General features: G+C 52.1%; 16 protein-coding genes and 1 tRNA gene. 6 read left to right on the top strand and 11 right to left on the bottom strand.

Features of this window, described 5'->3' with window-relative positions; genetic code table 11:
• The 4 genes from arsS to FOE74_RS15765 all read right to left on the bottom strand — a co-directional run bounded on the left by arsS (position 1) and on the right by FOE74_RS15765 (position 3,112).
• Positions 1–1,053, bottom strand: coding sequence for an arsenosugar biosynthesis radical SAM (seleno)protein ArsS (gene arsS / locus FOE74_RS15780; RefSeq protein WP_149099578.1), 1,053 nt, complete (start codon positions 1,051–1,053; stop codon positions 1–3).
• A 172-nt stretch (positions 1,054–1,225) separates the two neighbouring features.
• Positions 1,226–1,561 (bottom strand): arsenosugar biosynthesis-associated peroxidase-like protein, encoded by a 336-nt coding sequence (locus FOE74_RS15775; RefSeq protein WP_149099577.1) that lies wholly within the window; start codon positions 1,559–1,561, stop codon positions 1,226–1,228.
• A 175-nt stretch (positions 1,562–1,736) separates the two neighbouring features.
• Positions 1,737–2,576 carry an anti-sigma factor gene (locus FOE74_RS15770; RefSeq protein WP_149099576.1) on the bottom strand — a complete coding sequence of 280 codons (840 nt, stop codon included), beginning with the start codon at positions 2,574–2,576 and terminating at the stop codon, positions 1,737–1,739.
• A gap of 2 nt (positions 2,577–2,578) precedes the next feature.
• Positions 2,579–3,112, bottom strand: coding sequence for an RNA polymerase sigma factor (locus tag FOE74_RS15765; RefSeq protein ID WP_225840847.1), 534 nt, complete (start codon positions 3,110–3,112; stop codon positions 2,579–2,581).
• 223 nt (positions 3,113–3,335) lie between these two features.
• Here FOE74_RS15765 and FOE74_RS15760 point away from each other — a divergent pair, with 223 nt between their 5' ends.
• Entirely contained in the window at positions 3,336–4,715 is a 1,380-nt protein-coding gene (locus FOE74_RS15760; protein WP_149099575.1) for an NAD-dependent succinate-semialdehyde dehydrogenase, read from the top strand.
• Here the strand turns inward: FOE74_RS15760 and FOE74_RS15755 are convergent.
• Together FOE74_RS15755 and FOE74_RS15750 are read right to left on the bottom strand one after the other, a co-directional pair.
• The gene (locus FOE74_RS15755; protein ID WP_149099574.1) at positions 4,706–5,470 is read right to left on the bottom strand and encodes a YdcF family protein; all 765 of its coding nucleotides are present in this window, start codon (positions 5,468–5,470) and stop codon (positions 4,706–4,708) included. The genes FOE74_RS15760 and FOE74_RS15755 overlap by 10 nt on opposite strands.
• 83 nt (positions 5,471–5,553) lie before the next feature.
• Positions 5,554–5,778 (bottom strand): DUF2905 domain-containing protein, encoded by a 225-nt coding sequence (locus FOE74_RS15750; RefSeq protein ID WP_149099573.1) that lies wholly within the window; start codon positions 5,776–5,778, stop codon positions 5,554–5,556.
• Between the two features lie 363 nt (positions 5,779–6,141).
• Here FOE74_RS15750 and kdsB point away from each other — a divergent pair, with 363 nt between their 5' ends.
• Complete coding sequence (gene kdsB / locus FOE74_RS15745; RefSeq protein WP_149099572.1) at positions 6,142–6,885, top strand: 3-deoxy-manno-octulosonate cytidylyltransferase; 744 nt, start codon at positions 6,142–6,144, stop codon at positions 6,883–6,885.
• 62 nt (positions 6,886–6,947) lie between these two features.
• Here the strand turns inward: kdsB and FOE74_RS15740 are convergent, their stop codons facing one another.
• The 3 genes from FOE74_RS15740 to gap all read right to left on the bottom strand — a co-directional run bounded on the left by FOE74_RS15740 (position 6,948) and on the right by gap (position 9,376).
• Positions 6,948–7,292: a translation initiation factor gene (locus tag FOE74_RS15740; protein ID WP_149099571.1), complete on the bottom strand. Its 345-nt coding sequence runs from the start codon at positions 7,290–7,292 to the stop codon at positions 6,948–6,950.
• Positions 7,293–7,296: 4 nt separating this feature from the next.
• Positions 7,297–8,226 (bottom strand): diacylglycerol/lipid kinase family protein, encoded by a 930-nt coding sequence (locus tag FOE74_RS15735; protein WP_225840846.1) that lies wholly within the window; start codon positions 8,224–8,226, stop codon positions 7,297–7,299.
• A gap of 154 nt (positions 8,227–8,380) precedes the next feature.
• Positions 8,381–9,376, bottom strand: coding sequence for a type I glyceraldehyde-3-phosphate dehydrogenase (gene gap, locus FOE74_RS15730; RefSeq protein ID WP_149099570.1), 996 nt, complete (start codon positions 9,374–9,376; stop codon positions 8,381–8,383).
• 179 nt (positions 9,377–9,555) lie between these two features.
• Here gap and FOE74_RS15725 point away from each other — a divergent pair.
• A tRNA-Glu gene (locus tag FOE74_RS15725) sits at positions 9,556–9,627 on the top strand.
• Positions 9,628–10,083: 456 nt separating this feature from the next.
• Here FOE74_RS15725 and FOE74_RS15720 read toward each other — a convergent pair.
• Both FOE74_RS15720 and FOE74_RS15715 read right to left on the bottom strand, forming a co-directional pair.
• Entirely contained in the window at positions 10,084–10,395 is a 312-nt protein-coding gene (locus FOE74_RS15720) for a zinc ribbon domain-containing protein (protein WP_149099569.1), read from the bottom strand.
• Positions 10,396–10,430: 35 nt separating this feature from the next.
• Positions 10,431–11,066, bottom strand: coding sequence for a recombinase family protein (locus FOE74_RS15715; RefSeq protein ID WP_149099568.1), 636 nt, complete (start codon positions 11,064–11,066; stop codon positions 10,431–10,433).
• 118 nt (positions 11,067–11,184) lie between these two features.
• Between FOE74_RS15715 and FOE74_RS15710 the strand changes: the two genes are divergently transcribed.
• From FOE74_RS15710 to FOE74_RS15700, 3 genes are all read left to right on the top strand, one after another.
• Positions 11,185–11,430 carry an SOS response-associated peptidase family protein gene (locus FOE74_RS15710; protein WP_149099567.1) on the top strand — a complete coding sequence of 82 codons (246 nt, stop codon included), beginning with the start codon at positions 11,185–11,187 and terminating at the stop codon, positions 11,428–11,430.
• 66 nt (positions 11,431–11,496) lie between these two features.
• Positions 11,497–12,099 (top strand): TetR/AcrR family transcriptional regulator, encoded by a 603-nt coding sequence (locus tag FOE74_RS15705; RefSeq protein WP_225840845.1) that lies wholly within the window; start codon positions 11,497–11,499, stop codon positions 12,097–12,099.
• 50 nt (positions 12,100–12,149) lie between these two features.
• A complete protein-coding gene (locus FOE74_RS15700; protein ID WP_149099566.1) occupies positions 12,150–12,647 on the top strand; it encodes a DinB family protein in 498 nt (165 codons plus the stop codon).
• The last annotated feature ends 12 nt before the right edge of the window (positions 12,648–12,659 follow it).

Genomic DNA, 12,659 nt, shown 5'->3' with positions numbered 1-12,659 from the left:
TCAGGCCACGGTTTCGCCGCCGCAACTGGAGCCCGCGCCGGCAGTACAGCCAAAGCAGTGTTGGTTCACCACAATATCCCGCAAGGAAAGTGCTTCCAGGTTAAAATCGCGGAGGTGGCGCGGGGCGCGAGCCTCTACCGGCAAATCCAACATCTGGTTGAAATCACAGTCATAGAGTGATCCTTCCCACCCCACTGAAAGCGTGTGGCGGCACATCACGTTGGCGGCCGCGGCGGGGTTGAAGGCATTCACCAGCTTTTCCATGTAAGGCTCATAGTTGCCCGTGGAAATTAGGTAATCTAAGTACCGGCTGATGGGCAGGTTGGTGATGGCAAAGAGGTTGTTGAACGTGATGCCGTAGCCCTGCTGCAAGCGCCGCTTGAATTCACCTTCCAGCGCCTTTTGGTTACCCGGCAGAAATGCCCCGGCCGGGTTGTACACCAGATCCAGGGTGAGGCCACTGTCTTCGTGGCCGTACCCCACGGCGTTCAGCATTTTCAAGGCTTTGATGGATTTATCAAACACTCCGTCTCCCCGCTGGGTATCGGTGCGGCTGGCGGTAAAGTACGGCAGGGAGGATACCACCTGTACCCGGTGCTGCCGGAAAAACTCGGGCAGGTCATGGTACTTGGGATTGGCGAGGATAATGGTGAGGTTGCAGCGTACGAGGAGTTGGCGGCCTAATTTAGAAATCTCCTCTACAAACCACCTGAAATGCGGGTTCATTTCCGGCGCCCCACCCGTCAGGTCCACTACCGGAATGTCGGTCTTCGCCAGCACCTCCAGACACAGCTGCATGGTTTCCCGGGTCATGATCTCCTTGCGGTCTGGTCCGGCATCTACGTGGCAATGTTTGCAGACCTGGTTGCACATTTTGCCCAGGTTGACCTGCAAGATGGAAATATGGGAGGGCTTCAGGGGCCACAACCCATGGTCCAGGAGCCGTTGCCCAAAAGCCGGAAAAACCGTCCCCTGCGGAAGCGGCTGCCGAAGCACCTCCAGCTGGAAACCAGCATCAGCGAAAGGGCTATTTTGGGCGGCTAGGGATTTCATGTTCTTAAATTTGGAGATGTGAGGATTTGAAGATGTGGAGATGTGCAAATTTGAAGATGTGGAGATGTACAAATTTGGATATTATGCAGTTTTAAAAATGAGCAAAGGGTTTAATCATTTATACATCCTCTAATTTTCAAATTTTCAAATCTTCTCATCTCCAAATCAAACCTTACATCATCACTTCTTTCACCTTGTTCATCATCTGAACGCCATGCACCAGGGCGGCGCCTCCTTTGATGGCGGCGGCTACGTGAATGGCTTCCATCATCTGGGCTTCGTCGGCGCCTTTTTCCAGGGAGCCGGTGGTGTAGGCATCAATGCAGTAAGGGCACTGCACGGCATGGGCCACGGCCAAGGCAATCAAGGCCTTTTCCCGTTCAGTGAGAGCGCCTTCTTTGAACACTTCGCCGTAGTAGTCAAAAAACTTAGCGGCCAGGGTAGGTTGGAATTCAGCAATGGCGCCAAACTTGCCTAGATCTGCCGGGTTGTAGTAGGTTTTTTCCATGGGTACACTTTTTTAAGTGAGATGAACCGAATATGGGTTTCTGTTGTAACGCCTTCCTCTCCCATTTACGCGTTTCAGGGCCGAATTTTCTAAAACAGGGCAAAAAAGCTTTTCCAATCAGAGATCTACAGGAAGAGAGACAAACTATTAAAGGAGTGGCGTTATTTGACCTGTTTTATTTGCCCGAATGGGTACCCATCACATACATCTCTTCTAAGGTGGGGTTCACACTGCCCCCTTCCGGTTCCAGGGTCACGGCAAAGGCTTGGGCCTCTTCCACTGCTTTCATTTGAACCAAGGCCCGTTCAGTGGCTCTCACGAGGCCTGCATCAACTGGTTTACCCTGGGCCAGCGCCCAAAGCTGGTACTGCTTGCCTTGTGGGGCCGCCGGTAACCTGGCCGGATCCATATAGACTTCTTTGGTCTCCTGGTTCCAGAAAACGGTAGCCTGCGCGTCAGGGTGTTGGGGAACCCCTTTCAGTTGCACGGCCAAGGTCTGCGGATTGCGCAGGACTCCCAAAAGATTCTCCGTCTGAAGACTCTTGTGCTCCAGCTGGTTCACTTGCAGGGCATACAGGCGGGTGCTCTGGCGGGCGCTGACCAGTTCACTGCGGGTGTTGCGCAAGGAACTGTACAGGTACACATTGGCAGCGGCGCTGATCAACAGCAACACGGCAGCCGCCATCTGCCACCAACGGGTATTTTCTTTCTCTTTCTGAAGGCTTGGGGCAGAAGAAGTAAAAGGCAGCACTTTGCCGTTGGGCGCCTGCGGCACTTCCGGTGCGGTTGGGGCGGGGTATAATTTACGTAAAATCTGATCTTCCAATTCAGGGCGTGGCGGCTTGGCATGGGTCAGCGCATAGGCCTCCATGGTTTGCAGGCATTCGTCCAGGGCGGTGTGCACTTCTGGGTACTGCTGGGCCATGCGCTCTACCTCCTCCCTTTCAGGAGGCGTGAGCCCGCCGGCTGCGTACAGCTCCAGTACTCCAGAATCTATATACTCCTGTGTATTCAACTCTATTTGATTAATTTGCTCAAGAATTTAATGGCCATGCGGGCCCGGGTTTTTACCGTTCCCAGCGGGATGTTCAGCTCTTCTGCCACCTCGCTTTGGGTGAATCCGTTAAAGTACATCAAATCTATGATTACTTTTTGATCCGGGTTCAAACGGTCGGTCATTTCCTGCAACCCGATGTGGTCCGGTTTGATGCCGTCACTGCTCACCATGTGGGAAGTCACGGTGTTTTCCATGGGTTGGGTTCTTGAACTTACGCGGTATTGTTTTGACCGGATTTTATCAATGGCCAAATTTCGGGAAATGTTCAGCATCCAGGTAAAGAGCCGTCCCTTCTGCTCATCATAGCTGGGAAAAGCCGACCATATCTTCACAAAACTCTCCTGCAGAACATCTTCGGCTACTTCTTCCTGCTTCACAATCCGCAGGATCACCCCATACAGCGCAGCAGAGTAGTTCCGGTACAGCAGGGTGATAGCGCGCTGGTCTTGCCCCCGTAACCGCGCTACCAGTTCCTCTTCAGAAGAAATATTCAATGTTGAGTCCAACAAGTAAAATCGTTAGGCCATACGGCCGGTGGAGACTGAGCAGGGGGAAGTGAAAGTTCCTTGCTTTACGTAACCCTTTTAACACCGTCAGGTAAAATATGTTTTAGGGCTCCGGTCTTGCACATCTAGGAACAGGGTATTTTACGCACAAGTAGAAAGCAGGTTCCTTCTTTTTGTCCGTAGAAGTACTAATTACCCTAATTTAACCACTATGGCTATCCAAACCTTGAATCCATACACGAATAAAGTGGAGAAAACCTTTGAGGCCGCCACTTCCCAGCAGATTGAGGAGACGCTTCAGAAGGCAGATACCGCCTTCCAGGCATGGCGCACCACCACCTTCTCCCAAAGAGCCACCCTGATGCAACGCGCCGGTGATGAACTGGCGGGCAACACCGACTACTACGCCAAAATCATCACCCTGGAAATGGGCAAGCCGCTGGCGCAAGCGCGCGGCGAAGTAACCAAATGTGCCATGGTATGCCATTATTACGCCCAGCATGCCGAGGAATTCCTGCAGGAGGAAGACATCAGGACCAGCGCCCTGCGCAGCTTCATCTCCTTTGAGCCCTTGGGTACGGTGCTGGCGGTGATGCCTTGGAATTTCCCGTTCTGGCAGGTGTTCCGGTTTGCCGCGCCCGCCCTGATGGCCGGGAACGTGGGCTTGCTCAAACACGCCTCCAACGTGCCGCAATGCGCCCTTGCCATTCAGGAGGTGTTTGACAAGGTGGGGTTCCCCGAAGGGTGTTTCCAGTCGTTGCTGATTGGGTCTCAGGAGGTGGAGCAGCTCATCAAAGATGACCGTATCAAAGCCGTCACCCTCACCGGCAGCGAAGCCGCCGGGGCCAAGGTAGCCGCCGTGGCGGGCCAGGAGATCAAGAAGACGGTGCTGGAATTGGGTGGGTCAGATGCCTTCATTGTCTTAGCCGACGCTGATGTGGAGGCCGTGGCCAAGAAGGCGGCTAATGCCCGCCTCATCAACACCGGCCAAAGCTGTATTGCCGCCAAACGGTTCATTCTGGAGAAACCCATCGCCGAGGCGTTTCTGGCCGCTTTTTCCAAAAACCTGCAGAAAAAGAAAACCGGCAACCCGCTGGAAGACGATGACATTGACTACGGCCCCATGGCCCGCGTAGACCTGGCCCAGGAACTGACCCAACAGGTGGAGCGCGCGGTGGCCGCCGGTGCTCACCTTTACCTTCCAGGAGGCCAACCCGACCCAGACAAAGCGCTCTTCCACCCCGCCATCCTCACTGACATCCAACCGGGCAACCCCGCCTATGAAGAGGAGTTCTTCGGGCCGGTGGCGCTGGTGTTCATTGCCAAAGACGTTGAAGAGGCGGTGAAGATAGCGAACGACTCCCCCTTTGGGTTGGGCGGCTCTGTCTGGACCAATGATGTGAAACGCGGGCAGGAACTGGCCAAGCAAGTGGAAGCCGGCGCCGTCTTCGTGAATGCCATTGTAGCTTCAGACCCTGCCCTGCCGTTTGGGGGCGTGAAGAAATCAGGTTACGGGCGGGAGTTGTCTTACCTGGGCATCAGGGAGTTCGTGAACCAGAAAACCATTTGGGTAGGTGAACCTCAGGAATAACCCAGCACCTTATAGGTAACATACCCCATCCACTCGTGTAGTAGTTTAGTCCACTGTTGAAGCGCCTCCGGATCAGGGATGAGCAGGTCATCTAAATGGAAACTGCGGTCATGGGTCCGGAAATCTGTGGGGAAGAGGTCTGTTTTCAGGCCTACTTTCTCAAAACAACCCTGAGCGCGGCGCATGTGAAACGCCGAGGTAAGGAGCAACAGCTTCTGCAACCGGGGTTGGGTCTGCACCAGCTCCTTGGTGAATTGGGCATTTTCCCGCGTATTCCGGCTCCGCTCCTCCAACAGGATATCGACGGCGGGGACGCCTGCATATAGCGCCGTCTGTTGCAGGTTCCTGGCCTCCGTCCTGGCCACGTCTTTGATAGCCCCAGACCCGCCGGAAATGATGATTTTCTTCAGCTTGCCCATTTTGTAGAGCTGGATGGCATCCAGTATCCGTTCGGCGCCCTCTTGGTAGTGGACCCGGTCATGGGGTGATTTGTTCACCTCTGTGACACCGGTCAGCACAATACCGGCGTCATACACCGGTACGTCTTTCATCAAAACCGGCTCCGGTTCCCAAGCCAGCCAGGCTTCATTACTCAAAAAGGGATTGGTGAAAAACAGCAGTAAAACCAGCCCGGCTTTAAAGGCGAAGCGGCTTCTGGCCTGCTTTTTCAGAAGTAACCCTAAAACGAAGAGGGCCACTATCCATAACAAAGGGGAGATAAGGTACTGAAGCAGCTTAGAGAGCAGAAAGAACATGGATTCAAAGGAAAGCCACCAAACCAAGGTTGCCTAATTAATAAAGGGAAAAAGAGTTGGCTAGCAAGGCCTTTTCTTGATCTTTAACCAAAGAAACGGCGAATCACCCACAGCACCAAACTGATGAGGATACTCAACAGCAACATGGTGGTAAAGGGCGCAAAGACTTTGAAACCGGGCCGGTTTACCCGCACATCGCCGGGCAAGCGACCGAACCAATCCAGCCGAGGGCCCAGCAACCAGATGATTCCTCCTACCAGGGCAATGCCCAGGCCCAATAGCATAATGTATTTCCCAATCGGCTGCATGTTTTCAGGGTTATGTTCAGTTTATGAGGTGGTTCGTTTTACGGGTACTTTTACGGAAACAAGCGTTAAACGGCGCTTCCTCTGGCCCACTTCCCTACTGGACGAAGTTCTGAGAAGGCCAGGCTTACCTCCGTTTTTCCAGGTTCCTTGGTTTGGTGAGCTGTTCTGTTTTCCCTCTCCTTTCCGATAAAGAAGGCAAAAACAAACAATAATTTTTTCCCTTGTCCCCGGCAGATTGGCGGTAGCTGCTAGGGGCAGAATCTTACTTTCTAAAGCCAAAGTTTGTTTTCTGGAGCTTAATCCGGTTAACTTGCCGGTAAGAAATCCTGAAATCACAACCTCTGCCTCTAATTCTCACTTCCTATGAAAGCTGTTGGTATCATTCCTGCCCGGTTCGCCTCTACCCGTTTCCCCGGTAAACCCCTGATTATGCTGGAGGGCAAATCCATGATCCAGCGGGTGTATGAGCAGGCCCGGGCCGCCAACCTGCAGGAAGTGGTAGTGGCCACTGATGATGACCGGATCAGGGACCATGTGGAAGGATTCGGGGGTAAGGTGACCATGACTTCGGCCCATCACCAAAGCGGCACCGACCGCTGCCATGAGGCCTATACAAACCTGAAGGCTTCCTTTGAGGTGGTGGTCAATATCCAGGGAGATGAACCGTTTATTCAGCCCGAGCAGATCAACAAGGTGTTGGATTGCTTTTCGCAGAAAGAGGCCCAAATCGCTACGCTGATCAAACCGGTAGTGTCTGCTGAAGAGCTCTTCAACCCGAACAGCCCCAAAGTAGTGGTGGGCACCCACCAGCAGGCGCTCTACTTCAGCCGGCACCCTATCCCTTACCTGCGTGGTGCAGAACAGGAAGAATGGCTTTCCCGCCATGGGTATTTCAAGCACATCGGGATTTACGGGTACCGCAGTTCAGTCTTGGCAGAACTCACCCAACTCCCTCCTTCTGCCCTGGAAAAAGCCGAGTCGCTTGAGCAGTTGCGGTGGCTGGAGCACGGGTTCAAGATAGTTACCGCCGTGACCCAACTGGACACCATTGGAATTGACACCCCCGAGGACGTGCAGAAGGCGCTGCAGTACCTAAATAGTAATTAGGAATTAAGAATTAGGAATTAGGAATCTCTATCCCCCTGGAAACTAAGCCTGTTTAGGGGTGATCAGCCACCGGCTTTTTTGGCTTTGTAGCCCAGGTCCAGCAGTAGTTGCAGGATTTTGTCTCTGAAATCACCCTGGATGGTGATTTCTCCGTCTTTCGCACTGCCGCCTACCCCGCATTTGGATTTCAGCGTTTTGCCCAGCGTCTGCAGGTCATCGTCCTGTCCCACGAAACCGGTGATCAGGGTGACTTGTTTGCCGCCCCGGCTTTTCTTGTCCAGCTGCACCCGCAGGTTCTGTTGCTGAGGGGGCAGGGTCTGGATTTCTCCCTCCTGTTGGTATTCGTACTCAAAATCCGGGTTGGTGGAGAAAACGATCCCCTCGCGGTTCTTTTTGTTCTTGCTCATGGTATCAGGCTTTGGCCCCCAAGGAGGCGATCACTTCTAACGACTTCGGATACATCTTCACTTCAAACTCCGTGGCTTGGCCCATGAATTCCCCATCAGCGTGGAAATACTGGGGTTCCGGGCTTTGTACTTGCACGGTGGAACAGGTATGGAATTCTGCTAAGTTGGAATGCGCAATCTGTTTGGTCATCAAACCAAAGCCCAACTGAATAGCCTCTGCTACCCCCACATGCCGGATGAGGCAAACGTCCATCAGACCATCCTGAATGTCGGCGTTGGGCGCTATGTAGGCATTGTTGCCGTACTGCGAGGCGTTGGCAAAGGCCACCACAAAGAAATCTGAGGTAAGGTCGCGGCCGTTGATGCTGACCGTGGCCGTTTCTGACTTGAAATTCCGGAACTCGCGCACCACCAACTGCACATAGCTGGAGAGCCCGCGTTTGGTGCTGGCCGCAAAGACAGAGCTTACCAGACCGTCAAACCCAATGCCGGCCGTGCAGAAGAACGGGTGCCCGTTGATCGTGCAGGAGTCAATGTGGTGGAAGGTAGGCTCATTCAACAAGGCCAAGGCCTGGGGCAGTACCAGCGGGATGCCCAAATGCCGGGCCAAACCGTTGCCGGAGCCTTTGGGTAATATGCCCAGGGCAGCAGAAGTGTCTTTCACCCCGCGGGCTACCTCGTTCACGGTACCGTCTCCGCCCACGGCCACCACCAATCGGGCCCCAGCGGCAACGGCCTGTCGCGCAAGGTCGGTGGCGTGGCCAGCATGCTGGGTGAGCACGATCTCCGGCGACCAGCGGGCGGTATCCAGGTGTTCGGCAATCAGGTCTGGTACTGATATGCTGCTCTGAACCCCAGACTTAGGGTTGAGGATAAAATATGCTTTCTCCGGGGCAGTCACCTGTTCCATTTGCTGTACGGTTGTCTTGGCCACACCTCCTACATGTTTAAGGCCCTTTGCCATAAAATAAGGCAAAAAAGGCGGTCCATTTTTGTGGGCTGACGTTTAGGGGGTGTTTTGGCAAAAATACATAAAAAAAGTGGTGCCGCCGGAAGGCGACACCACTAGCTATGCATTATCAAAGGGTTTACCCGATGCGCGCGATCAAGTCGGCGGCCCGGTTTGAGTACCCGAACTCGTTGTCATACCAGCCTACTACTTTCACCAGCGTTCCGTTGGCAGAAGTAAGGGCGGCGTCAAAAATACAGGAGTGCGGGTTGCCCACGATGTCAATAGAAACGATAGGATCCTCGGTGTACTCCAGGATGCCTTTCAATTCGTTTTCGGCGGCTTTTCTCATAGCGGCGTTGATTTCCTCTACGGAAACTTCCTTCTTCAGGATCACCGTTAAGTCAGTCAAAGAGCCATCTGGAATAGGCACGCGCATGGCTACCCCATCTAGCTTACCGTTCAGGTGCGGCAACACCAACCCTACGGCCTTGGCAGCACCGGTAGAGGTAGGAATGATGGAATACGCCGCGGAACGGGCTCTGCGCAAGTCGGCGTGGGGCGCATCTTGCAGGTTTTGGTCGGCGGTGTATGCGTGTACGGTGGTGATATAGCCTTTGTCAATTCCGAAGGCATCATCCAATACCTTGGCCATTGGGGCCAGGCAGTTGGTGGTACAAGAAGCGTTGGAAACGATTTTCTCTTCGCCGGTCAACACATCTTCGTTCACGCCTAATACCACCGTGGTAATGTTGCCTTTGGCGGGAGCAGAGATCACTACTTTTTTAGCGCCTGCCTCTAAGTGCCCGCCTGCGCCTTTCTCATCCACAAAACGACCGGTAGACTCTAATACTACGTCTACGTCTAATTTACCCCAAGGCAAATTCTTTGGCTCACGCTCAGCGTAGATCTCAATGCGCTGGCCGTTTACGGTAATGCTGTTCTCATCTGCTGTAACGGTTCCGTTGAACCGGCCGTGCACTGAGTCATATTTTAGTAAGTGCGCCAGAGTGGCATTGTCTGTGAGGTCATTGATGCCCACCACTTCTATGTTTTCGCGCTCAATCAGGGTCCTAAAGGTAAGACGGCCTATGCGGCCAAAGCCATTGATGGCTACTCTTATTTTCTTAGACATGTTACGTATGTTTTGTTCTTAAATATCGCCGGCAAGTTACATGTTCCGGCAGGCAAAACAAATTAAAAATTTACCGGCTCATTTTGAGCCAATTACCGTTTAAACGCATTTTTTTTGGGAGATATGCTTGTCAGATCAAAAAGAGCCTTCTATATTTGCACCATCAAAACGGAAAAAACGGTCCGTTCGTCTAGGGGTTAGGACACCAGATTTTCATTCTGGTAACAGGGGTTCGATTCCCCTACGGACTACTAAAGGGGAAAAGTTAGTTTCAAAACTGCTTTTCCCCTTTTCTTTTTGGCCTAATTCCTGCGAAATCTCCGCCGTTAGGCCGAAAAAAGAGTTGACTCTGCTGGTTCGATAAGCCCGGTTTTCCCAATCATAAGCGATTCCTTCCGGGAACACCAACGCTTGCAGCCTCCTACGCTGAGTGACACTAAAATTACCCATTGACTTTGAGAGGTTTACACTAAATTCAAGGCCGCTTCCAGCAGCTTTTGCTGGTTCAACATGGGGGCGGCGAGTTTTTCCAGCTGATCCTCCAGTGCCTGCCCCTCTGCCGTGAGCTCTGCGCTGAACCTGGTGTAGATTTCCCGCTTTATCTCTCCGAAGGTATGGCACCGCTCCAGCGTGTCCAGCTTTGCGTTCAGTGCCGACAGCTGCCCTTGCAGGCGCCGGGCTTCCCGGGCATAATCCTGGGAGAGGCGCTAGAACACCTGCTCCATGGCCTCCTGCACCTGGGGCAAAAGCACAGGAGTTACTTGGTAATGCTTGAGCAGGTCCTGGTAAAGGTTTTGCATTTTCGAGGCGTTGCGGTTGAGCCGGCAGCCGATCTTGTTACAATTGTAGTAGAAAAGCTCCTTTTTTCGGACGATGTAGCCTGTCAGCGGTTTGCCGCAAGTGCCGCACTTGATGTGGTGGCGCAGCGGCAAGTGCTCTTCCTCCTTTACCTGGGTGTAGCCATGCTCGTTCTCCTGCTGCAGGCCGTTGACCCGCAGAAACAACTCTCTGAAGATCAAAGGCTCAGGCCGTCCCACGGCCACCTCCCCTTCGGCTAGCAGGCATGGGTGACGAGGCTGCAGTAGAAGGGGTTTCGGAAGATCTTGGTGAGCGTCTGGTTGAGGAGCGAAAGGCCCGGCGCCTTGAGACGCTTGATGATGTCAGTGTTGGAGAGGCCCTGCTCGGCCTTCAGGTGGAAGGCCTTCCGAATGAGTCGACCTATCTTGTTGGGCCTGATCACCTGCTCTCCATTTGCTTTCAGCAGGTCGTAGCCCATGGGCGCTTTGCCCGGCCAGCAGCCTTTCCTCACCATGGCCAGCATGCCGGCCGTATAGCGTTCTTTACGCTGGTGGTTGTCGAGGTGACTCATTGAAAAATAAAGCTGCTGCATGAGCATGCCCATGGCCGTGGAGGTGTCCACCGGTTGGGCCACAGCCAACAGGGAAATGCCCAGCTGGCGGAGCTGATCGGCAATAAAGGCAGCGCTGGTGCCGGAGCGGGAGAAGCGATCGTGGAAGTGGACAATGATGTAGCCTATCTTGTGCTTGTTATTTTTGACAAAGTCGAGCATGCGCTTAAACTCCTTCCGCTCGTCAGACTTAGCGCTCTCGCAGGTGCCTCCTAAGTGCCCCAACACCTGGTAGCCGTGGTGCTTGGCATAGGACTCGCAGCTGGTGGGCTGGGTTTCCAAGCTCTGGTTCGTTTCGGCCTGCTCCTAGATGGAGACACGGGTGTAGATCACGGCCACCTTGCCACGGATCACTTTCTTGTTGCCGGCGTCAAGGTCCGCCTGCCTTCATATCTCAACCATGGCATTCACGGTCTTACCACCAAAGGATGTGGGTAGGCCTTTGCCGCTGAACGTGAAAACTTCTTTAAGGAACCTTCTCTCACCTAAAAGGTGCCTTGTGCCTGCAGACGGATTCTATGAATGGATGGCCCCACCACAGGGAAAGTTGCCGCACAGGTTCCAGCTCAAGAATGAAAAGCTGTTCTCCTTTGGCTTTATTTGCTTTGGCATGGACTGGCAGGTAAACTCCACACCGTATAGGTGAGAACTTATCCAAACTTTTTTAAATAAAATATACCGATTGGTTTTTTATTGTATATTTGTGTCACCTATGGGGAAAGGAATTTCAAAATCAGAGCGAACAAAGCAATTCATTATCGAGCAGACAGCGCCTGTCTTCAACAAAAAAGGCTTTGCAGGCACTTCCCTCAGTGATTTGACAAATGCAACCGGACTCTCAAAGGGAAGTATATATGGAAACTTTAGAAATAAAGACGAAGTTGCTATTGCTGCATTTGACTATAATTTCAATCGTGTTACACATTACATCAAGGAAAGAATCCTAGCGAGCGAAAATTCCATCGAAAGCTTATTGGTTTATCCGAAAGTCTACCGGAACTTTTTAAAAATCCCTTTCTTAGAGCCTGGCTGTCCCATTCTTAATACTTCGACTGAGGCGGACGATACTCACCCTAAGTTAAAAGAGAGGGCATCTAATGCGCTGCTGATTTGGAAAAATTCGATTGAAAACCAAATCAAGAGGGGAATACAAAGAGGAGAAATCAAACCCGACACCAACCCAACAGAATTTGCTGTTGTATTGATATCGCTTATAGAAGGAGCTATCATGCAAGCAAAAGTTACAGAAAGACAGACGGAGCTGATGACTACAATGAACTATCTGGAAAAAATAATTACCAACCTGAAAGTCTAATTTTTTTGGAAAATAATATACCGTTCGGTATAAAATAAACCTATAAGTCAATGGAAATAACGCACATCAAGGGTTTTCTCAACTACTATGAAAAAACCAGGCAGATAACAGACAGAGTAGTCCAAGTAATACCAGCTGATAGAATGGACTGGGCCTATATGGAAGGAAAATTCACCATTGGTGACTTAGTTCGCCATATAGCCTCTATTGAAAGAAACGTTTTTGCGGAGATGGCCATAGGCAACAAGCCCAACTATAAGGGTTGTGGTAAAGAACTGGCCGATGGTTATGATAACATCCTTTCATACTTCAACCAAATGCACTTAGAGTCAATTGAAATTTTCAAGTCATTATCTGATGAGGCACTAAAGCGGAAAATTAAATCTCTGGATGGCAAGGAGGTTGGGCTGGGGAATTTTTTAAGGGCACTGTTCGTGCATGAGATACACCATCGGGGAGCATTATGCATTTACCTGAACCTATTAGGTGTAGCCACCCCTCCTATCATTGGCCTAATGGAAGAACAGGTACTCCAACTGAGCAAATAGCAAAATAAAATG

The organism is Rufibacter glacialis (assembly GCF_008271745.1).
Lineage (GTDB): Bacteria > Bacteroidota > Bacteroidia > Cytophagales > Hymenobacteraceae > Nibribacter > Nibribacter glacialis.
The sequence above is the reverse complement of the archived record's forward strand: the minus strand, read 5'-3'. Positions and strand labels throughout refer to the sequence as shown.